At 55.9% G+C, this 21,960-nt stretch carries 20 protein-coding genes; 9 read left to right on the top strand and 11 right to left on the bottom strand.

Annotation, left to right across the window (positions count from 1 at the left end; translation table 11 throughout):
- Positions 1–108 precede the first annotated feature (108 nt).
- A complete protein-coding gene (locus M5R41_12710) occupies positions 109–1,599 on the top strand; it encodes a hypothetical protein (protein ID MCZ7557253.1) in 1,491 nt (496 codons plus the stop codon).
- A 45-nt stretch (positions 1,600–1,644) separates the two neighbouring features.
- Here the strand turns inward: M5R41_12710 and M5R41_12705 are convergent, their stop codons facing one another.
- A complete protein-coding gene (locus M5R41_12705; GenBank protein MCZ7557252.1) occupies positions 1,645–2,400 on the bottom strand; it encodes a class I SAM-dependent methyltransferase in 756 nt (251 codons plus the stop codon).
- A gap of 188 nt (positions 2,401–2,588) precedes the next feature.
- Between M5R41_12705 and M5R41_12700 the strand changes: the two genes are divergently transcribed.
- The gene (locus tag M5R41_12700; GenBank protein ID MCZ7557251.1) at positions 2,589–3,353 is read left to right on the top strand and encodes a hypothetical protein; all 765 of its coding nucleotides are present in this window, start codon (positions 2,589–2,591) and stop codon (positions 3,351–3,353) included.
- A 231-nt stretch (positions 3,354–3,584) separates the two neighbouring features.
- On the opposite strand, the gene M5R41_12695 is transcribed toward M5R41_12700, so the two are convergent.
- From M5R41_12695 to M5R41_12655, 9 genes are all read right to left on the bottom strand, one after another.
- Positions 3,585–4,124 carry a hydrolase gene (locus M5R41_12695; GenBank protein MCZ7557250.1) on the bottom strand — a complete coding sequence of 180 codons (540 nt, stop codon included), beginning with the start codon at positions 4,122–4,124 and terminating at the stop codon, positions 3,585–3,587.
- 91 nt (positions 4,125–4,215) lie between these two features.
- The gene (locus M5R41_12690) at positions 4,216–4,992 is read right to left on the bottom strand and encodes a tetratricopeptide repeat protein (GenBank protein ID MCZ7557249.1); all 777 of its coding nucleotides are present in this window, start codon (positions 4,990–4,992) and stop codon (positions 4,216–4,218) included.
- A 106-nt stretch (positions 4,993–5,098) separates the two neighbouring features.
- The gene (locus M5R41_12685) at positions 5,099–6,559 is read right to left on the bottom strand and encodes a glycosyltransferase family 2 protein (GenBank protein ID MCZ7557248.1); all 1,461 of its coding nucleotides are present in this window, start codon (positions 6,557–6,559) and stop codon (positions 5,099–5,101) included.
- 43 nt (positions 6,560–6,602) lie between these two features.
- Positions 6,603–7,025 carry an LPS assembly lipoprotein LptE gene (lptE, locus tag M5R41_12680; GenBank protein MCZ7557247.1) on the bottom strand — a complete coding sequence of 141 codons (423 nt, stop codon included), beginning with the start codon at positions 7,023–7,025 and terminating at the stop codon, positions 6,603–6,605.
- A gap of 101 nt (positions 7,026–7,126) precedes the next feature.
- Positions 7,127–8,266 carry a sigma-54 dependent transcriptional regulator gene (locus M5R41_12675; GenBank protein ID MCZ7557246.1) on the bottom strand — a complete coding sequence of 380 codons (1,140 nt, stop codon included), beginning with the start codon at positions 8,264–8,266 and terminating at the stop codon, positions 7,127–7,129.
- 17 nt (positions 8,267–8,283) lie between these two features.
- Positions 8,284–9,051 carry an MBL fold metallo-hydrolase gene (locus M5R41_12670; GenBank protein MCZ7557245.1) on the bottom strand — a complete coding sequence of 256 codons (768 nt, stop codon included), beginning with the start codon at positions 9,049–9,051 and terminating at the stop codon, positions 8,284–8,286.
- 11 nt (positions 9,052–9,062) lie between these two features.
- Positions 9,063–9,761, bottom strand: a complete 699-nt coding sequence (locus tag M5R41_12665; GenBank protein ID MCZ7557244.1) for an SPOR domain-containing protein — start codon at positions 9,759–9,761, stop codon at positions 9,063–9,065.
- A gap of 15 nt (positions 9,762–9,776) precedes the next feature.
- Positions 9,777–11,102: a tRNA (N6-isopentenyl adenosine(37)-C2)-methylthiotransferase MiaB gene (gene miaB, locus M5R41_12660; protein MCZ7557243.1), complete on the bottom strand. Its 1,326-nt coding sequence runs from the start codon at positions 11,100–11,102 to the stop codon at positions 9,777–9,779.
- Between the two features lie 219 nt (positions 11,103–11,321).
- Positions 11,322–11,963 carry an Rrf2 family transcriptional regulator gene (locus M5R41_12655; protein MCZ7557242.1) on the bottom strand — a complete coding sequence of 214 codons (642 nt, stop codon included), beginning with the start codon at positions 11,961–11,963 and terminating at the stop codon, positions 11,322–11,324.
- Between the two features lie 244 nt (positions 11,964–12,207).
- Between M5R41_12655 and M5R41_12650 the strand changes: the two genes are divergently transcribed.
- The 7 genes from M5R41_12650 (at position 12,208) to M5R41_12620 (ending at position 20,990) form a co-directional block, all read left to right on the top strand.
- Entirely contained in the window at positions 12,208–14,037 is a 1,830-nt protein-coding gene (locus M5R41_12650) for a B12-binding domain-containing protein (protein ID MCZ7557241.1), read from the top strand.
- A 31-nt stretch (positions 14,038–14,068) separates the two neighbouring features.
- Positions 14,069–15,451: an LCP family protein gene (locus M5R41_12645; GenBank protein ID MCZ7557240.1), complete on the top strand. Its 1,383-nt coding sequence runs from the start codon at positions 14,069–14,071 to the stop codon at positions 15,449–15,451.
- Positions 15,452–15,536: 85 nt separating this feature from the next.
- On the top strand, positions 15,537–16,526 hold the full coding sequence (gene gap / locus M5R41_12640; protein ID MCZ7557239.1) for a type I glyceraldehyde-3-phosphate dehydrogenase: 990 nt from the start codon (positions 15,537–15,539) through the stop codon (positions 16,524–16,526).
- A gap of 108 nt (positions 16,527–16,634) precedes the next feature.
- Entirely contained in the window at positions 16,635–17,834 is a 1,200-nt protein-coding gene (locus tag M5R41_12635; GenBank protein MCZ7557238.1) for a phosphoglycerate kinase, read from the top strand.
- Positions 17,835–17,886: 52 nt separating this feature from the next.
- Positions 17,887–18,819, top strand: coding sequence for a rhomboid family intramembrane serine protease (locus M5R41_12630; GenBank protein ID MCZ7557237.1), 933 nt, complete (start codon positions 17,887–17,889; stop codon positions 18,817–18,819).
- 68 nt (positions 18,820–18,887) lie between these two features.
- Positions 18,888–20,030 carry a flavodoxin-dependent (E)-4-hydroxy-3-methylbut-2-enyl-diphosphate synthase gene (gene ispG, locus M5R41_12625; GenBank protein ID MCZ7557236.1) on the top strand — a complete coding sequence of 381 codons (1,143 nt, stop codon included), beginning with the start codon at positions 18,888–18,890 and terminating at the stop codon, positions 20,028–20,030.
- 93 nt (positions 20,031–20,123) lie between these two features.
- Positions 20,124–20,990 (top strand): hypothetical protein, encoded by an 867-nt coding sequence (locus M5R41_12620; protein ID MCZ7557235.1) that lies wholly within the window; start codon positions 20,124–20,126, stop codon positions 20,988–20,990.
- Between the two features lie 124 nt (positions 20,991–21,114).
- Here the strand turns inward: M5R41_12620 and M5R41_12615 are convergent, their stop codons facing one another.
- Positions 21,115–21,951, bottom strand: coding sequence for a universal stress protein (locus M5R41_12615; protein MCZ7557234.1), 837 nt, complete (start codon positions 21,949–21,951; stop codon positions 21,115–21,117).
- Between the last annotated feature and the right edge of the window lie 9 nt (positions 21,952–21,960).

Raw genomic sequence — 21,960 nt, 5'->3', positions numbered from 1 at the left:
CAGCTGAATGTTGCTATCAGCCGCTCATGCGCAGCTGTTCCGGAGGTACGTTTACCGTTAATCCGATTTCTTGCATATTTATCATGAACACACAGTCAAGAGTCGTCCATGACACAGCGCTCCTTCCTGCTCATCATTCTGCTCTCCGTAGCCGCCGGTGTGGCGGGATTTTTCCTGCACCAGGCCGAGTATCCCCTGACCTATGACGAAGGGGATTACTATCTGGCGGTACAGCGGGGCTTTTGGGTGAATTGGACAGACCATGATGATCTGCCGCTCACCGAATTTGTGCGCATGGGTATGGACGCTTTGGGTGACGCGGAAGCCCGTGCGCGACTGTCCGATTATATCCGCGGGTCGGGGAGCACCATGTTTCTGCGGCATTATCATCCGCCGCTCGCCTTCTATCCGGCGATTGCCCTTTCGCACGTTACCGGCGGCATGCCGCTGCACTGGCAACTGCGACTGTCGAATCTCTTCTGGGTGTTGCTCTGGATAGCGGTGATCGGCGTAATAGGATGGAGACACGATAGCGCTCGAACGCCGCTGCTGCTTCTGCTGCCGGCATCGTCCGCCTATGCCATGGCGGTGGTGGGTTTCAACATGCACCTTCCCTTCGGCCTGATGCTGACGCTTTTTCTGTTCTGCCTGTATTTGTATGAACGCGGCGGAGAAGCATCCATGCTCCGACTCACGCAGCTGTTCTTTGCTGCGACGCTGGTGACCGTAGCGTACGGCATGTTCGTGGTGTTTTTTACGGTGCTGTTTTTATTCTGGCGGTTCTGGAAAAGCACATCGCGCTTTGCCTTTCTTCGTCGTGTCGGGCGGTCGGTGGTCTGGGTTGCGGGATTTCTGCTGCTGCTGTGGCCGGCTTCGCTGCTCACACTGAATCTTCTGAAGAACTGGGTGTTCGTGATCTACATAGCCGTGTTTCGGTTGCCGTCCGAGACGGTGGCGTTCGATAATTGGTGGGAGTTGCTCTTCGATAAATGGAACGCCAATCCGTTCGAGTTGCTCCTCATCCCTACATTGCTCATCATCGTTCTGCTGCGTGCGCGGACGATGCTACGGCACGGGAGCGTGTGTATCGCGACAGGTTTCAGTCTTGCCCTGCTGTACCTTCAGATGAATCCGACACTGGTGTACCGCTGGTATCTGTTTCCGGTCAGCGGCATCATGTTGTTTTTCCTTCCTTTCGTCGTCTCGCAGATTTTCGGGAATTGGGGTCTGCAGCGACCCGTGCCGATCGGTGTCGCAGCGACGGTGCTCTTTGTCAGCGCACTGTTTCTCGTCCCCAAACCCGACTATTCCGAGCTGATAAGCCTGCACAAGCTGGTTGCCGCGGAAAAGCCTTCAGCGATGACACTGCCAAGAAGCGTGTATCCGCAGCTCCGTCCCTATTATCCCGATGCCGCTATCACCTCCTATCACGATGATGCCTACGGGAGCATGAATGTGCCGGACAGCATGGAGGCGTGGCAGCGACGCGGTCTGGTTCTTGTGCCGGTCGGCGTACAACCTCCGGGTCTGCGGCCGGACGCGTCAACCGAGCACTACCTCCTGTTTCGCCCGAAGGATGCAAGGGACATCCCGCAGTGAGCCGGATGATTGCCGCGGGACGTCGCGGTTGAGTCCGGGTGTCGGTCAGGAGAGTCGGAACAGTTTCTTTACATAGCGTCTGATGAGATAGGAACGCCGCGCCGCGCTGGATCTTGCGTACAGTGTACGAAGCAGTTCCGCGCGGTTCTGATCTTCGGCAAGACCGGATTTTTTTCTTGCCCAGCCCCACACGCCGTCATATGAGAAATCCTGATACGCGGGATTGGGGATGACGAGCAGCTGATACACCTTCTCCACTTGTGCGACATTGCGCTCCTCCTCGGGCATCGCTTCCACCCAGGGTTCGCCCGCGCACATGGCGGGAGTCCACGTCATGTCGTCAAACAACACCCAGCCGCCCGGACGAAGCAGACGGTCGGCAAGTAAAAACGAAAAGCCATCGGAATCCCAGGTGTGTCCGCCGTCGATGAACACGAAATCGAATTGTGGTTCCGTCCGTCCCTCGTTGGTGTGCGCTTCGAGCAGGTGCAATAATTCCCAAGTGTACGAGCGCTGGGCAAACACGGGTCGGATGCGGGAGGCAAGACCGGTGCGCGTCATGAGGTCATGAATATCCGGAGACCGCTTCTTCGCTTCCTGATTGTCAATCGTCAGAATCTCCCCGGCCCCGAGTTCATCGAGTGCGGCGGCCATGTAGCAGGCGGAGGTGCCATGTGCGAAGCCCAGCTCGAGAATACGTGCGGGCTTGGTCTCCATGATGAAGTCGTAGAGCAACCGGCCTCTATCAGGCGGGATGTGGGGTACATTCTGGAGGTGAGAAACAATATCGTCAAATCGCATTGCGCTTTGTTCCGTTTTGGACAAACTAAAATATACTCCTATCCGACCGAACTCCCAATTGCTGAAGCATCTCATACGACATCGTGCGGACCGGTTGCGGGTCAGCGCCATATTTGATACATTACCAGCTCCGGCATTTCCACATATTCAAAAGAACGAGAATGGCAGATTATCCGAAACACCTCTACATGATCGTGTTCCCGATCAACGCACTGGTTTCATCGCAACTCGAACCTGCGGCTTTCGCACAACACTATACCATCGGCAGCGCGCGGCATTTTCAGGGTAAGGTCGTTTTTGCGGAAATCGACATCAACTTCCGTGATCCTTATTTCAAGATCGAGGAGTATCTGGAAAAGACGGTTCCGCACGAGGATGGGAGTCCCAAACGCACCAAATTCATCTCATCGTACCGCGTTTTGGAACACATTCCCTTCTCCGCGATACAGAAACTCTATCTCGTTACTGTCAGCGGGAAAGCGCTCGAGTTGTCTCCCGCTCCCTACACTGCCGAGAACGTCCCCGGTCTGATCCGCATATTCCAGGAAATCGCGCCGGTTTCCAATCTCATCGCCTCGCGACTGGATCAGCGCGAATTCGGAAAATATATCACATCCGATTCGGCGAAGGGTGCCTCGCGTTTCTGTTTCACGCAGATCGATTTGAATATCGAGGAATTTCTCGCCGAGAGCAGAAATCGGGAGATCATCGTATCGCCGATTCCCGACAGCAATCCCTATCACCTTCTCGACTGTCTGCTGGAGATGCATCAGCTGCCCGAGAAAAAAGTCAAGACCATCAGTCTCTCGTCCGTTCTGCACAATATTTCTTACCGGGTGCTGCGGCACGGATTCTGGTTCTTCGATCAGAGCGGCGACATGCTGTTCTTCCCCATGCCCAGTGCGCATGAACTGGAAACGACGTATTACGAGTGGTTCAAGAACGCGCGTTAAGCAGCCACCGATTTGGAAAACGGCCCCGATTTCGGGGCCGTTTTTTTGGAGATTTGCTGCCGCAATTCTGCCGCTGCTCGCTGCGATGGTTTCTCTTCGGTATGACATCCGACAAAGGACGAGACTCCGGATTATTCACAAAGGCGCGTAGCTCTCTGCGGGGAGCGCCACGGTATGCCCGTGTGGGTGCGTTGCCTGTGCCGCACCCATCGTCGATACAGGATCGGTGGATTATTTCACCAACCTGGAGATCGCCTTGAACTCGTCTGTACCCGAAACCTGTAACAGTTCAAACAGCGCCATTTCGGTGCCGGTACGCTTCGCTCCGAGCTGCTCCATCGCGTGGATGCCCAGCTCGCGATTGGCGGGGGTACGGCTCGACACGGCGTCGGATACGACATGTACGTTATAACCCAGGCCGATCAGATCGCGCGCCGTTTGGTAGACGCAAACATGGGCCTCGATACCACAGAGCAGGATGTCGGTTTTGTGGAGCTCTGTCAGTTTCACCTCAAATTCAAACGCGCCGCAGCAGCTGAAGCTGTCTTTTTCGATTCGTATTGCATCTGCGAGCAGTTCCGCCAGGTTGGATTCTGTCGGTCCCAATCCCTTCGGATATTGCTCCGTGTATACGATGGGAATTCCGAGGATCTTTGCCCCCTCAATCAAGATGCGGGCGTTGCGCAGGAGGTGTGCGGACTCGTGTGCGATCTCCGCGAGTTTTCCCTGAATGTCAACGACGAGCAGAAGAGTGTGTTTACGATCGATCATGGCGCACCGGGAATAGATGGTTGAGAAAACGATGGAGGATACGCGCGGCGGGGGAAACGCTCAAGGTCGAACGATCCGGCGCCGTCGTCAATCAGGATTCGGCAAGCTTGCGTTCGAGTTCGCGGATGTGTTGTTCGAATTCCGCTGCCCTGTCGGGATGCAGACCGGACAGAGAGCGAAAGGCGTCTATGGCTTCCCGATAGCGGCCTTGCGAAGAATAGATGCGGGCAAGAGTTTCCGTTTGCGGTCGCAGCTGCAGATTGACGGTCTCGATGTCATCTTCATCGGCTGCAATGTCCTCCTCGAGGTCATTCGCGAGCGCCGGAATGCGCGCATGTTCCAGCCGCGCAGCCAGTGCCGACAGGTCCAGCACTGGAACGGCGACGGTTGGTCCTTCGTCCGGCGCGGGCGTCTGGCTTGCGGGTCCGACGCGCGGCAGCGTCGGTAAAATGTTCTCCTGACGGCTCCAGCGAGTCTCTGCCTGAACCTCACGACGGGGCAGCGAAAAGGCATCGATGGCTGACGCCACGGCAGGGGGATACGCCAGTTCGAGTTCCGGGATTTTCTCGAGCAACTGCCGGGCGGCGATACCACCGGGAACGGCGCTGAGCAGTACGCGCAGAGATTCGCGTGCATCGTTATAGTGACGCAGCATCACTTGTGCGCGTGCCATCAACAGAAGAGCGGTCGGATGATCGGGCGTTCGTTTGATGCCGAGAAGGCAACGCTTCAGCGCTTCCTCGGGACGCTGCATCTCCAAGAGCAATGCTGCGAGACGAAGATACGCAGGAGAGCCCGGATGCTCGGCAACATGCCGCTCGAGCAGTCGGAGCGTCTGATCGTTCTGTCGATTCTTGTCCTGTGTCATACGAGAACTGCGCTCAATGCAAATGGAACGCCACGGACGATGTACCTCCGTGGCGAACTGTCCATGTCAGCCGCAAAACGTTGCGGGAAGCGGGAACGTGCTGTTCCTATGATTGTTGCGGGGCGAGGGCGTGCCGTATGGACAGCCAACCGACCAAGCCGAAACCGAGACAGAACAGAAGCTGAAACGGCAATGCCGCGATTTCCAGAAAATACAGGGATGCGCCCACACCGATGAGGCAGTACAACGCGAGCACCAGCTCAAGAATGACCCCAAAACTGATACGTTTGGACGCACGGTATTTTTTATTCTGCCAGCTGTCTTTTTCCGTCTCGATTCTGAATTTCGGTGTACGGATAAAAGCACTCTTTTTATTGAACAGCCCTTCAATGACAGCGCGGGAATTGTTCACGGAAAATCCCATGCTGCCGGACATGAACAGCGGGAACAGAAAAATTCTCTTCTTCCAGTCCGTGTACACATCCTTCTGTGAGTAAAGATAGAAGAGGAAGGAACTGATAAAGGCCAGGACGAAGACGGACATGAACGCGAAAAATGTGTCGTGATGTCCGGTCTGCTTGATAAATATCAGCGGTACATTGAGAATGCCTGTGAGCAGGATGAAAGGGAACACGAGATTATTCGTCAGATGCACGGTGGACTGCAGCTTCACGCGAAGCGGCAGTTTTGCCTTCCAGACACGCGGAAGAATTTTTTTCGAGGTTTCGATGGCGCCTTTGGTCCACCGGAATTGCTGCGACTTCAGTGCATTTATCTCGGAGGGGAGTTCGGCGGGAGAGGTGACGTCATTGAGAAACACAAATTTCCACCCCTTGAGCTGCGCTCGGTAACTCAGATCCAAATCCTCGGTGAGCGTGTCGTCTTCCCAATTTCCGGCGTCCTCGATACAGCTTCGGCGCCATACACCGGCAGTGCCGTTGAAATTGATGAAAAATCCGGATTTGTTCCGTACCTGCTGTTCTATCACGAAATGACCGTCGAGCGCTATGCCCTGGGCGCGTGTCAGCAGGGAAAACTCGTTGTTGAGATGCTCCCAACGCGTCTGCACCATGCCGATTCGATCATTCGTGAAATGCTGCAATGTATCGTTCAGGAAACTCGGCTTGGGGACGAAATCAGCATCAAAGATCGCAATGAATTCGCCTCGCGCGATACCCATGCCGTATCGAAGCGCACCGGCTTTGAAGCCGACGCGGTTATCCCGGCGCACATGCTTGATGTCAAAACCCAGCGCACTCTTTCGTGCGACGGCGGCCGCGATTACTTCGACCGTTTCATCCGTGGAATCGTCAAGGACCTGAATCTCGAGTCTGTCTTTGGGATAATCCATTTCACAGACAGAATCGATGAGCCGCTCGACAACGTAGAGCTCGTTGTACACGGGGAGTTGTACCGTGACGATGGGTTTATCGTCTGATAGCTCCCTCCCGACTGGACGCTTGTCCTTGTTTTTAAAGTAGTAATAGATCATCACGAATCCGTGCGATCCAAACAAGAACAGGATGCTCAGCGAGAACACGTATGCACCCAGTATAAAATTTTCCATAGTAAAAGGTTGTTCCTCGGGAGTGGAAAGAATATCTACAAAGTTACCACGCGGAAACTGTCTCCAGCAACAAGTCGTCCGTCAAGTTTTCCATGGCCTGCCTCAAACCGGCTTCACGACCGGACAAACCGGAGGATGCGGGGTAATCTCCGCTCGCGCTGAGATTTTTCGACCAAACTTCCTTGTTGTTCGCGTTGTCAATCAGTGTTGCCCGGACCGTCAATCGAATTTGAAGACGCGAGGCCTGAGTGCCCTGAGCAACCGATATCGGCTGGTCGGGGAGTACGGAGGTGATCACGCCCCGGAGTTCGACGCTGGCCGACGATTGGTCCGCCAACCGCAAGGTATTGTCCTGCTGCATTTTCTCGATCATCATGTTCGTCAGATTCTCACGCAGCGAGGGCTGACCGTAGTTGCTGTCATCGTCGAACAGCGGTATGGCAATGCTTTTCCAGTGCTCGGGCACGGAGGCTCCGGTAAACGAATAGGCGCAACCGGAGCACAAGGCCGCACAGGTCAAGACAATGTAAAAATACGAGATATTCGAATAGCAACACAAGGTTCTGATCACAATCCGTAGTCCTTGATTTTTCGGTACAACGTGCGCTGGCTGATGTCCAGGGCTTCGGCGGCGAGGCGCCGGTTGCCGTTGAGACGCTTCAGCGTGTGGTTTATCAGCAGCTCTTCCATGCGTCGCATCGTCATGGAGTCCAGATCGATGTTTGTGCTTTCCCGCGACTCGTCGGAGGGAGGCAATTGCGGCAGAGGTTTTTCACGCAGGGATTCTATCAGTGCCCGGAGCTGCAGCATTTCCCCGCGCATCTCCACAAGCAGACGGAATATCACTTCACGCTCCGCCTGATCCGGGGATTTCCCGAGATGGACAGGCAACGCCCGGTGATCGTGCTCTTCTTCGGTGTGGAGATATTTCGAGACGACGCGTTCGTCCACGACATTGCCTCGTTCCAGCACTGAAATGCTCTCTACAATATTTTTCAGCTCTCGTACGTTCCCGGGCCAATTGTGCCGGACAAGCGCATCCATTCCGTCGTCCGTCAGCAGTATGGATTCCCGGGGATCGGAGGATTCATTGCGCAGGAAGTGACGTACGAGTAATTGTATGTCGGACCGGCGGCTGCGCAGCGGTGGAATGCGGATGTTGACCGAGCGGAGGCGAAAATAGAGATCCTGCCGGAAGCGCTTGCTCCGCACTTCGTCTTCAAGATTTTTATTTGTGGCGGTAATGACGCGCACGTTCACGAAGCGGGGTTCGGCGCTTCCCACACGCATGTACTCACCGCTCTCGAGGACACGCAGCAGTTTCACCTGTGTTGAAATCGGGGTGTCGCCGATCTCATCGAGGAAAATCGTACCACCGTCCGCCATTTCGAAATAGCCTTTGCGGGTTTCCACCGCACCGGTAAAGGCACCTTTTTCGTGACCGAACAGCTCGCTTTCCAGAATACCCTCGGGAATGGCGCCGCAATTCACGGCGACGAAGCGACGGTTACGGCGAGCGCTGGCCGCGTGGATCGCTTTCGCCATGACTTCCTTGCCGGTTCCGCTCTCGCCGGTGATCAACACGGTGATGTCCGTCGGTGCCACTTGCATGATGGTTTCAACGACTTCTCTGAGCTCGAGCGAGTTGCCGACAATACCATGTCTGCGTTGAAAGTCCTTTCTATCCTGTACCTGCGATGCTTCCATAGTGCTTTCTTTTTCGTTCAGCCGCGTCCCGGAGCGACGCGCATCCCGTCCTCCGCAAAGTGAATTCGCCCTCCGTGGTCCTGGACGCTGCGTTTGCACAGCGACACGAGCTTCGTTTCCAGCTCCGGCGGGATGTGAGTACAGAAAATCTCGAGGTCGGTACAGCGCTCCGCCAAACGGAATACATCGTCCATCGGAACATGCGCGACATCCAGAATGGCCAGCTGTACGTTGCGTGCGTACTCCTCCACATCCGCGATACCCGCAATGTCCGACGACAGGAGCACGGAGGTTTCGTCGCACATGAGCACGAAAGACCAGGCTTGCGCCGGAACTCCATGCCGCGCGGCAAGCTCCCGTGACTTGTCCAAATGCGTGTTCGGTACGGGCTGGATGCGCAATCCACCTGCGGTTGTGATGTGTTCCAGCGCTTTGATGCAAAACGGGAACGACCATTTTTCCTGGAAGATGTACATGCCCTGCAGCCAGTTCAGGAACCAGGGCTCCCGGCCAGGTGGCACCAGAATGTCCAGGTGTTCAGTGCGTCCGCGGAGGTGCATGTGCTGCAGCAGCAGCGGGAGACCGCTGACATGGTCTGCGTGGGTGTGCGAAACCCAGACGCTGCGTATACGCTGAGTGTCCCGGTCAAGCGATACAAGGCCCGCGGCACACCCTTCGCCTGCATCGATGAGTTCTGCGACTTCCCCATGCTCGACGAGGACGCACGAATGCCTCCGATGCGGGACCGGGACGCCGGATGCGGTACCGATGAACGTGATGGTCATACGTTTTCCGTTCAGCGTTTCACCACGAGAGCATCAATATTCTGCTGCTGTTTGAGTCGTGCCGCGAAGGCCTTAGCCTGTTCGAAGGAGGTGAACCTGCCCAGCCAGACGGCGTGGACCTGTTTGCCGCTCACTTCCTTCATCCTCACGACGGCGGTATATCCTTTGCTCTTCAGTTCCGCCACCTGCTTTTCCGCGTCGGCAGCTTTCGAGTATGCTCCCACCTGAACGGAGTACCCCTCCGCAGTTGGAGATTCTGCCGACACCGATGTGCCGGATTTCGCGGAAACGGGAACAGTCGTTCCTGCTGCGGCTTCGTTCTTTTCCCTGCCCGCGAAGGGGGATCTCGGGTAGCGGGCGGTGAGACGGTCGAGATGTGCCCGTGCCGTGCGGTAGGCACCGACCGCGTAGCTGTACTGATAGAGCCGGTACAGCGCGTCATCAGCCCATTCGCTGTCCGCGTGCTCGTCGGCTATGCGCTGATACAGCTCCACCGCCTTTTCCGCGCTGCTCTCGAGCAGCGCCTTGAGGAAGAGAACGCCCGGATCGCGGGGCCGTGCCTTCTCGAGCTGCGGGAGCAGTTTTTCCACTTCGGGTCCATCACCGATACGTACGCGCGCGACGAGGGCGTGTACATCGTTTGCCGACTGTGCCGCGAGAACGGATGGCAGCAGAGCGAGGAGGGCCAGAAAAATGATGGACGCACGCATAGGTATTTCCGGGTGTCAGGCAGCCTCGGAGGCGGCATGCGGCAGTACCGTCCCGAAGAGTGTCGCCGAAGTGGCGCTGGTGATGCGCACTGTCACATAGTCACCGATTGAGAAATCGCCCCGAGCGACGATAACCGATTTGTTCGTGTCGGTGCGACCGATCCACTCCTCTTCCGATCGTTTACTCGGCCCCTCAAGCAATATGCTTTCCGTCCGTCCGACACTGCTGCGGTTTACCTCGAGAGATATTCGGCGCTGCAGCTCGATGATTTCTTCCAGTCTGCGCCCTTTCACATCGTCCGGAATGTCGTCACCCATTTTCCAGGCTTTGGTGTTCTCTCGCGGGGAGTACTTGAACATGTATGCGCCGTCAAAGCGTACTTCCTCCATGAGAGAAAGCGTATCGTGATGATCCTGTTCCGTTTCGGTGGGGAAGCCGGCGATGACGTCTGTGGAAAGCGCGACATTCGGTATGGCCTGCTTGATGCGTTTGACGAGATCGAGGTAATGTGCCCGTGAATACGTACGGTTCATCAGTTCGAGAATTCTGTCCGAGCCGCTCTGGAACGGCAGATGGATATAATTGCAGATGTTCTGGTGGTCTGCAATGGCCTGAATAAGCTTGTCGGACATATCCTGCGGATGCGAGGTGGTGAAGCGCACACGCAGTGCGGGATGCACGGCGGCGACGGCAACGAGAAGATCCGCAAAGTCCCCCTGCTCATCGCTGTAGGAATTGACGTTCTGACCAAGGAGCGTCACCTCGCGAAAACCGTGGCCCACCAGCTCTTCCACCTCCCGTACGACACCCTGGAGAGAGCGGCTGCGTTCGCGGCCGCGGGTGAAGGGCACGACGCAGAACGTGCAGAATTTGTCACAGCCGCGCATGACACTCACCCAGGCGCTGATGCCCTCGGTGCGCAACGGGACGATGTCGTCGTAGGTTTCGACACGTGAAAGTTGCGTGCGGATACCCTTCTCCCCTTCGAAGGCCTGATCAATCAATTCCGGCAGCTTGCGGTACTCATCCGGACCGCAGACGATATCGAGCATGCTGTTGGATTCGAGCAGATTCTTGCGCAGACGCTCGGCCATACAGCCGAGTATTCCGACCACGAGATGGGGATTCCGTTTTTTCAGGTGCTCGAAATTGGAGAGCCGTCCATAAATGCGCTGTTCGGCATTGTCGCGAATGGCGCAGGTGTTCATGAAAATCGCGTCAGCGCTGTCGACCTCGGCTGAAAGCTCGTAGCCTTGCTCCTTGAGAATGCCGTTCACGATTTCCGTGTCCGCCACATTCATCTGGCAGCCGTACGTTTCTATGTAGATTTTTCTGTTCATCGCGTGGTATATGTCAAATTGTCAGATTTATGAAGTATATTTTTTCTCAAGATTGAAAGTTAGATAGACAGTTTGGCAGAATCAAGCGAATACAGCGTCTCCAGCGCATACAGCAGGACAGCAATAGTGCTTCGCCGCCACAGTGTGTGGCGCAGGAGTAAAAAAACCGGGAGAAGCCACATGGCCCTCCCGGTACAGAGATATACGTCAAACGACGTATTATTTTTTCTTCGCCGCTTTGGCTTTCGGCGCAGCCTTCGCCGCGGCTTTCGGTGCGGCCTTGGGTGCGGGTTTCGCGGCAGCTTTGGGTGCCGGTTTCGCGGCGGCCTTCACGGGCTTGGCAGCTTTCGCGGGAGCTTTCGCGGCTTTGGCGGGCTTGGTCTCGGCTTTCGGGGCTTCCTTTTTCATCTTCTTGACAGGGGTGGCCTTGCCGGTCAGCAGCACGCGGTAGCGCACGGGCATTTCAACAGCCAGCTCATGAATGTCGCGGCTGTTGACCAGCTCACGAATCTCTTCACGAATGCGCTTCCACTCATGATGGAATGGGCAGGCATTCTCTTCGCTGCACGGCGTGAAGCCCGCGAGACACATGTCGAAATTCATCGGTCCGTCCACAACGGCAACGAGCTCGGCAATCGTCGAGTTCGCGCCTTTCTCGGACAGCGAGAAGCCGCCCTTCGGACCTTTGACCGAATTCAGAAAACCGTAACGGCTGAGCGTCTGGAGAATTTTGCTCAGGAAGGACGAGGGCAGACCCAATTCGCGGGCGACGTCGCGCACGAGAATGTTCTGCTCGGAAGAGTTGGCCGCGATGAACAGCATCGACTGGATGGAGTACTGTGCGGTTTTGGAATACAGCATGGAGGGACCTCCGATTGTGATGTTGGCTATTAATAAATTAAGATTTGATTACCTTATTGTAAGAAAAGTACGGGGTTTTCCTTGAAATAGCAAGGGCTTTTCAAAAAAAATTTTAACGTCCGTAAAAATCTTTTGAGGTGCTTCGAGTGAATGAGACTCGCGAAAGTCGAAATGCGACTCAATAAATTACAACATACGGAGCAGTCTTGAAAGTTTCAGATACCAAAATCTAATGAGATTTTTTATGAGTTCCGAATCCTCCCGTGCCTGTCTCTACGATCCGCTCACCGCGTTCATGGCGCATTACAGCTCCGCTGCGACCGAATCCCGGCCCGTCCGGGCCGAGCGGGAAACGATGCGCGTGGAGGAGCGGCTTGCCGCCCGCATCGTCGACGGCGACAGCATCGGCCTGGAGGCCGACCTCGAAGAAGCGCTGAAGACCCACGACGCGCTGGACATCATCAACGGCATCTTGCTGGACGGCATGAAGACCGTCGGCGAATTGTTCGGATCGGGGCAGATGCAGCTTCCGTTTGTGCTGCAATCGGCCGAGACAATGAAAGCGGCCGTTGCATGGCTCGAACCACTGATGGAGCGTTCAGGAGACACGGCCCTGGGCACCATCGTACTCGCCACGGTCAAAGGCGATGTGCATGACATCGGAAAAAACCTCGTTGATATCATTCTCACCAACAACGGCTATCGCGTCATAAACCTTGGCATCAAAGTCCCTATCGAGACCATGCTCTCGGCGGTGGAGGAGCATCATGCGCATGCGCTGGGCATGAGCGGGTTGCTCGTGAAATCCACGCTGGTTATGAAGGAGAATCTCGAGCTCATGCGGCATCGCGGCATTCATCTTCCGGTTGTTTTCGGTGGAGCGGCGCTGACTCGGCGCTTCGTCGAGGAGGATTTGCGACCGCTCTACGAGGGGAAACTCCAGTATGCGCGCGACGCTTTTGACGGCCTTCGTTTCATGGAATCCCTTACCTACGGGCGCGCTTTGGACACCGTCGACATTTCGGAGGAGGAAGAGGCGAAAGAACAGACGCAATCCGAGGGAAGCATCATCGAGGCGCCGGGCGGTGCATCCATGGAGTCGGCCATGCACCTCCGCGAAGTGCAGGAGCACCGGGCGGGTCAGCGACCCGTCATCGCGGCGACCAAAACAGGTCATCCCACTTTTACGGTGCGCAGCGCTGTGTCGCCGGACGCGGCGATACCTGCCGCACCGTTTTTCGGAACGAAGGTCGTCACGGACATCGCCGTGGAAAAAATCTACGAGTACATCAACGAAGCGGCCTTATTCCGCGGTCAGTGGCAATTTCGTCGGGGGAGTCGCAGCGTCGAGGAGCAGGAACGCGAGCTACGGGAGGTGATCAGACCCCGATTTGAAGAGCTCAAATTGCGACTCAAGCGTGAGGCGGTGCTGCGTCCCGCCGTCGTGTACGGTTACTTCCCCTGCGCCAGTGACGGAGACGAACTCGTGGTGTTTCGTCCACGGAATCTGAACGACGCAGAATTATACGGCATCTGGCCCGGGCAGTCCAACGCCCTGGATACGTATGTCGAATGGCAGCGATTTTCATTTCCCCGTCAGAGTGGAGACCGTTATCTTTGTATAGCCGACTTTTTCCGTCCGGTTGACGGCGGAGTCGCAGATGTTTGCGCATTCCACCTCGTGACGATGGGAGCGTATGCGAGCGAGTACACGGCAGCGCTGTTCCGGGACGACAAGTACCAGGAGTATTTGTACGTGCACGGGTTGACCGTCGAATGCGCCGAAGCGTTGGCGGAATACTGGCACCGATCAATACGCATTGAACTCGGTATTGCCGGTCAGGACGCTCCGGAGATACGGAAGCTCTTCTCGCAGGGGTATCAGGGTTCGCGGTATTCCTTCGGCTACCCTGCCTGCCCGAATCTTGAAGACCATCGCCAGCTGTTCACTCTTTTGCAACCGGAACGCATCGGTGTCGTTCTGACCGAAGAGTATCAACTGGTCCCCGAGCAAAGCACCAGCGCCATCATCGTTCATCATCCGGAAGCAAAATATTTCAACGTGAAAGGCTGAAACGCCTATCATATCGAGGTTTATCAGAGAAGTGGAAAACAGTACAGAACTGGAAGAGAAGAAAGGCCTGGGCAGAAGAATTCTTTCCATGACGGGTCGTGTGGTTTTTTGGATGCTGGCGCTGCTCGTCAGCTGGTGGATAGTATCGGGCCTGATTCCTTCGATACCGGGTCCCGGGCACGCAGCCCGATCCATGCTGCGCCGTCATGAAAACGCATCGGACGATGTGTATCACTGGGTGGGCGACGAGAAGCTGCGCGAAGCCGTGGAAATGGTGCGCTCGGAGGCGGTAGAAGAAAACGGAAAGGACACATTGAAATCCGATGCCGAGCGGCTGAGTCTGGAACGGCGCGCACGCCTTCCGGTGCTGCCCGTTCCGGAAGACTCCGCGCTGCACAAGGAACTGTCCGCGCTTTCGAAGCTCCCACCGGTTCGCGGCCGACTGATCAACGTTTTAATTATCGGCATCGACAGCAGACTTTCCGTGCGTGATGCCCGCGCAGACGCGCTGCATCTGGTCACCGTAAATCCGGATTCCGCCGTGGTCGAGATCATGTCCATACCGCGCGACACCTACTGTGATCTCGGATATCCGGATACCACGTCGTTCAACATCATCGCAAACGCGAAGCTGCCGGGAAACGGAAACCTGATGAAAAAGGTCGGTGAACTCACCAAGCGCGGCACGGTGAAGTACTTCATCGAAGTGGGTTTCAGCCAGGCGATGGGTATACTCGAAATTCTCGGCTACAAGGAGCCGGTGAAAACCTTGCAGTTTCTCCGTACTCGCAGGACGCTCGCGGGCGGCGACATTCAGCGCGCGCACAATCAGGCGTTATTTCTTCGGCAGAATCTCATCGACAAGTTTCCGCTCATGACCGGGGCGACAGGTGATGTGATTATCTCCGCGGGACTCAATTTCGTGACGACCAATCTGACGCGGGAGTTCTGTCTTGGCCTTGTTTACAGTCTGGAGCAGCGGGGCTTTCCCACGCATCGTCCGGACGCCGTGCGACTTCGACTTCTTCCAGGGTACAACATCCGGCTCAAGGAGATGGTGGCGGACTCCGTGACGATAAACCGCACCCTCGCGAAAGTCGAACATTCTCTCGGAGAGAATGGAAGCGGCGGAAGAGATGTCCTGAAATTTCTCCGAAACGTCAACCGGAAAGCCGCCTCCGATTCCGCCAGACCAGGGCAGGTAATCCACCGGATCGGAAGACTGGTGGAACAACGTGCCTGGCTGCAGATCCGCGATGTACAGACCCGTGTCGGGGTGCGCGATACGATGATGTCGCTGCTCGAGCGGGCGTACCGCAAAGTCGGCAAACAGGAGGCTGCGGATCGGGTCGCAGCTTCGCTGGAAGCAGAGAAAATTCTTCTGCGCACGCCGACGGGAGTGGAGGAACGATAGTCAGCGTTCTTCGGTTGAGTCTACACATTGGAATTGCGCACTCGTACTGTCCATCACACAGATCAATAAAGGAATAAGCAACACCATGGCTATCAAGGTAGGCATCAACGGTTTTGGACGCATCGGGAGACTCGTATTCCGCCGCGCGTTGGAGATTGGCGGCTTTGACTTTGTCTCCATTAATGATTTGACCGACGCCGCGACACTGGCGCACCTTCTCAAATACGATTCGGTCCACGGACGCTTCAAAGGGACTGTGGAGGTAGACGGCAACGACCTCATCATCAATGGTGACCGTCTGCGCATCACCGCCGAGCGCGATCCCAACAATCTCGAATGGACGGATGTGGATGTCGTCATCGAAGCGACAGGTATTTTTCTTACCCGCGAAGTTCTAAGCACACATCTCAAGAACGGAGCAAAATTCGTCGTGCTGACGGTACCCGCAAAGGATGAAATCGATGCCACGGTCGTCCTCGGCGTCAATGATGGCATCCTGACCGGCAATGAGAAAATCATTTCCAATGCATCCTGCACTACCAACTGTCTCGCGCCGATGGTGAAGGTGCTTCACGACGCCTTTGGTGTGGATCGCGGACTGATGACCACTGTACACAGCTATACCAACGATCAGCGCCTGCTCGATCTTCCGCACAAGGATCTTCGTCGTGCACGTGCCGCAGCGACGAACATCATTCCGACCACCACGGGAGCTGCGAGAACTGTCGGCAAGGTCATTCCCGAGCTGAAAGGCAAGCTCGACGGTTTCGCCCTCCGCGTCCCCACGCCCGATGGTTCCATCACGGATTTCGTCGCCGTACTACAACGCGACGCATCGGTGGACGAGATCAATGCCGCCATGAAAGCAGCGGCCGAAGGACCGATGAAGGGAATTCTGGAATACACGGAGGATCCGATTGTCTCGAGCGACATCATTGGCAACCCCCACTCGGTGATTTTCGATGCCAAGAGCACGATGAGCAGCGGCAATCTTGTCAAAGTCGTCGGCTGGTACGACAACGAGTTTGGCTATTCCTGCCGTGTCGTTGATCTCGTCAAAAAAATCGCGGGCTGATCGACTCCAGTACGGAACCGGCGGCCTGCGGGATCTCCTTCGGGTCGCCACTTGTTTTTTGCTTTGTTTCGATTCCACTCTCACAGAACATGCGATGGAGATTCCTCGATGAACAAGCTCAGCATACAGGACATTGACCTCAACGGAAAGCGGGTCCTGACGCGTGTGGACTTCAACGTACCTCTCGACGAGCATCAGAGCATCACGGATGATACACGCATCGTGGCGTGCCTTCCGACCATACGCATGATGATCGATGCCGGTGCGATGGTTATTCTCATGAGTCATCTGGGGAGGCCGAAGGGAAAGCCCAAGACCGAGTACAGCTTACGTCCGGTTGCCGAACGACTGAGTACACTGTTGGGTCGGAGCGTACGTTTTGCGCCGGATTGCATCGGCAGCGAGGCACAAGCCATGGCAGCGGCATTGCAGCCGGGGGATGTATTGCTGCTGGAAAACCTTCGTTTCCATGCCGGGGAAGAAGCGAACGATACCGATTTCGCGGCCGCGCTCGCCTCGTTGGGTGATGCGTATGTGAACGATGCCTTCGGCAGTGCGCATCGTGCCCACGCATCCACCGAAGGTGTGACGCATTACCTCTCACCCTCCGTCGCCGGATTGCTGATGCAAAAGGAAATCGATTATCTCGGTCGGGCGGTCGGGAATCCCGCGAGGCCGTACACGGCTATTCTCGGGGGCGCAAAAATCTCAGGAAAGATAGATGTCATACAGAATTTGCTGCAGAAGGTGGATACCTTACTCATAGGCGGCGGAATGATGTTCACTTTTCTCAAGGCGAAAGGCCTGGAGATCGGGAGCAGTCTTCTCGAGGAAGACAAAGTTGAGCTGGCTGCGCAATTGCTGGCTGAGGCGGAAAGAACAGGGAAGAAATTGCTTCTCCCTGTGGACACGGTTGTCGGGCGCGAGTTCGCCAACGACACGGAAACGCGTACTGTTGCGGTGCAGGACATCCCTTCGGATATGATGGGTCTTGACATCGGCCCTGAAAGCGTCTCACTTTTCTCAGAGCACATTCTCGCGTCGAACACGGTGGTGTGGAACGGTCCGATGGGCGTATTTGAAATGCCTTCGTTCGCACGGGGCACTTTGGAGATAGCCCATGCGATGGTGGAGGCAACGAGAAAGGGTGCTGTAACCGTCATTGGCGGCGGAGACTCGGCCGCGGCAATAGCACAAGCGGGCTTGGAAAACGCGGTGAGCCATGTGTCCACCGGTGGTGGAGCCTCGCTCGAGCTGCTTGAGGGTAAAATTCTTCCCGGTGTTGCGGCGCTCAACGATCGGGTGTAATATTCTAGTGGAGCACCGGTTTGGTGTTCCGTACAAACAAGAGAAGAAACTGATGTTGCGAAGATCGTACGGCGGCGGAGATTACAGACCCCAGTTCGGGGGCTTCAGCTTTTTCCCACCAGTCATCAAGGGATTGCTCATCGCCAATGTCGCTGTGTTCATTCTGCAGTGGTTGGTGATGGGGAGTGGGCTTACCTATCAAGGCGTTGAAATATCCTATTGGTTTGCCCGTCTGTTCTATCTGCATCCCCTCGGAGAAAATTTCTTCGTCTGGCAGCTGATCACCTACATGTTTCTGCACGGTGATCTCATGCACATCTTTTTCAACATGCTGATGCTGTGGATGTTCGGCATGGAGATAGAGAATCTGTGGGGATCGCGGAAGTTCCTGATTTTCTACATGGTCGCGGGTGTTGCGGCGGGACTTGCCAATTTGTTCATCGCTCCGATATTTACCGGAACCGGCCCGACAGTCGGCGCTTCCGGTGGCGTGTACGCGGTACTTGTGGCCTTTGCCATGATGTTTCCGAATCGCTACGTGTTTCTGTATTTCTTCGTGCCCGTCCGCGCCAAATACCTGATCACCTTTTTCGTTGTCCTCGAGTTGTTCAACGGTGTGTTCGGAACGCGGCAGGGCATAGCGCACATAGCGCACCTTGGCGGCGCAGTTATCGGTGCGGTGTGGGTGTTGCTCGAAATGCGCGGTGTTATCGACCGCATGCTGCGACGGTTCGACACGCGTCGGTCCGGTGGCGCGCAGGGTGGCTGGTCCGGAAACACTTCCGTGCGTGAAGCGAAATTTTACGAGATGACCCCGACCCACAAGCAGCCCGTGGACGAAAGCGAGATTCTCGCTTCACAAAAGACCATAGACGAGATTTTGGACAAAATCAGCGTTTCAGGCTATTCGAGTCTCACCGAGAGGGAGAAGCGCATTCTTCTTGAAGCGAGTAAGAGGATTCATCCTGACGGCAATGGGGAATAGCGGACGACGGAATCTCCGACGGGATTCTTGTGTTATTTCATGGCTCCAATAACGAGACAACAGACAACATGATTGAAATACCAGTAATACAGAATCCCGACGCTCCGGTCTGGCAGCCCCCTCAGGTAAAAACCATCCGCCGCCGCACCCGAAAAGTGTGGGTAGGCGGCGTCCCGGTCGGTGGCGACGCTCCCATTTCCGTTCAGACGATGACCAAAACCAAGACCGCCGATGTCGCGGCCACGCTGGAGCAGATCCGCATGGCCGCAGAGGCGGGTTGCGATATCGTACGCATTACGGTGAACGACAAGCAAGCGGCAGCGGCTATGGCCGACATCGTCAAGGGCTCTCCCATCCCCGTCGTCGCCGATATACACTTCAATCATATTTTTGCTCTGGAGTCACTCAAGGCGGGCGTTGCCAAAGTACGCATCAATCCCGGTAACATCGGTTCCATCGACAGAATTCACGAGGTGCTGAAGCTCGCGAAGGAACGGAATGTCCCGATCCGCATCGGTGTGAACAGCGGATCGCTCGAAGAGGACATTTTGGATAAGCACGGCTATCCTACCGCGGAGGCCCTGTTTGAAAGCGCCATGCGCCATGCGGGGATTTGCGAAGATTTCGGATTCAGCGATGTCATCATCTCCGTCAAATCCACCGATACGCGGCTGATGATCGAGGCCTATCGCTACCTTGCCGAACGCACCGACTATCCACTGCATCTCGGGGTCACCGAAGCCGGAACGACCAAAATTGGGACGATCAAATCCGCAGTTGGGATTGGGACCCTGCTCGCGGAGGGCATAGGCGACACGATTCGCGTTTCCCTCACCGACGAACCATATAAGGAAGTTGAGGTCGGGAAAGAAATTCTCCGCTCGCTCGGACTCGCCACGAGAAATGTGGAGATCATCGCCTGTCCCACCTGCGGACGGCTGGAGGTAGATCTTTTTAAAATCACGAACGAGCTCGAGGAACGTCTGGCGGGTTTGAAAAAACCATTAAAAATCGCCTTGCTCGGTTGTGTCGTGAATGGGCCGGGTGAAGCCAGTGAAGCCGACATCGGCATCGCCGCCGGAAAAGGCGTCGGAATTTTGTATCGAAAGGGCGAAGTAGTGCGGCGATTGAAGGAAGAAGAAATTATTGACGCCGTCTACGAGGAAGCGCTGAAATTCGTTCCTGAGGAGCACAAGGAACACGCGGGATAAATACGGCCCGGGCCAAGGGATTACGGTTCGGGTTTCGTCAGGCGGGAGAGAACATCACCCTTCCCGTTTCACAACATTTTCAGGGAGCAAGCAATGCACACAGCACAGGGCGTGCCCGGAGAACTTCCGGGTGGGGATGAGACGAGGTCCCATCATGATGTCGGTAGCGGATGGACTCGGTTACAGCACATCGTGCCGGCGGTACTGCGGATTTGTCTGACAGCGATTCAGGATGTGGTGTTCCCCCCACGATGTCTTGGGTGTGGCAACAGCATCCATTTTCAGGATGTTCTCTGTCCGCGCTGTCTCGCGGGGATACTCCCGTTACCGATGACCTTGGACGAATCACACCTGCATTTGTCGTCACTCAGTTTTCCCTCGGATGCCAGTATGATGTTTGTGGGTTATGAACATGAGACGGGCGGCGCACTCGAGGCCTGCATCCATGCGCTGAAGTATCAGGGCATGCACCGTATTGGTGTCTGGCTGGGGCGCCTTCTGGGCGAGCGTTTACACGACACGCCTCTGGTGCAGGGACAACCGTTGCTCATTCCCGTTCCGCTGCATACCGTCAAACGGCTCGAGCGCGGCTATAATCAGGCGGAGATGCTGTGCCGAGGACTTGCCGCGGAATGCGAACTCGAGCATCTCCCTGCGCTGCTTGTGCGACGAAGGTACACGATTTCTCAATCCGCGGCACGCTTGCACCGAGATCAGCGCCGGGGCAATATGCTCGACGCCTTCGCGGTGAATGAATCACTGGCTGGTTCGTATCAGTCGCGACCGGTCATTCTTGTGGATGACCTTGTGACCACCGGAGCGACGATGGGGGAATGCGCCGCTGCGCTCACAGTGTACGGTTTCAGGGATATCCGTTTCCTCGCATTGTCCCGTCCCGCCATACGAGGTATCAGAGAGGATCGGCCGCGTGAACACGCGCATACCAACACACAGGAGTAGCGCGGTCACGTGCCCCTCTGTGCGCTCCTGGAAACACTGAAACGGTCCGCAGCGACCGGGATCCCCCTCCTGTGCATCAGTGATATTGATCGACACCGCTCGAGAGCCGGAGTCGCTGCCGGCGTCAATGAAACACGAATACCGGCACGTTGCCTGCATTGATGATCTGTTTCGAAGTGCTGCCGAAAAGATACTCGGTAATGCCGCGTCGGATGGGTCTGCCCAGAATCACCAGCGCCGGATGCAGTTCCTTCGCCACCTGAAGTATGGCTGTGGCTGCTTTACCTGTACGCAGCATGATCCGCGCTTCGATGCCATGGGATTGCAGGAATTTGACCGCCTTTTCAAGGTCGTATTTATGTTTGTCATATTCCATGGCCACACACAGCAGCGTGACGGGATAGATATTCGGGATATCCGGAGTCACATGCGCGTAGGACTGCAAAGCCCTTGCAGCACCGAGCGTTCCATCGTATGCGATGACGACATTGCGCGGGAGTTCGAGCTTTTCCGGAACGGCGAGCACCGGACAGACAGGATCCTTGAGAAGCATCTCAAGGGTGTCTCCGGGACCTTCATGTGTGGGATAGTGGAAAAATGTTCGTAGACCTGTAATGATCAGATCGGCGGTTTTGCCCTCGTCAAGAAGACCTTCAAAGGGCGTTCCCGTATAAATGACGTCTTCGTGTTGAACATTCGCGACATCACAGGTCATACGGAATTGTGCGATCAACTCCTCGGCATGGTGCTTTGCATCATTGAGCATCGTCGAGACAGCGGATTCGGACATTTGAAAGGCCCCGGGCTGGGCACCGGCCGCAAGTCCTTCAATGCTCGGTCTGTCGATAACGGCCACGCCGATGATAGTTCCTTCATACAGACGCGAACGACGGATTGCCATTTCGATCGCGCTTTTGGAGTAGGGAGAACCGTCCAGGCCGACTACAATACGTTTACTCATGGCGCCTCC

It is taken from the genome of Bacteroidia bacterium, from assembly GCA_027493955.1.
Lineage (GTDB): Bacteria > Bacteroidota > Ignavibacteria > SZUA-365 > SZUA-365 > JAOSJT01.
The sequence above is the reverse complement of the archived record's forward strand: the minus strand, read 5'-3'. Positions and strand labels throughout refer to the sequence as shown.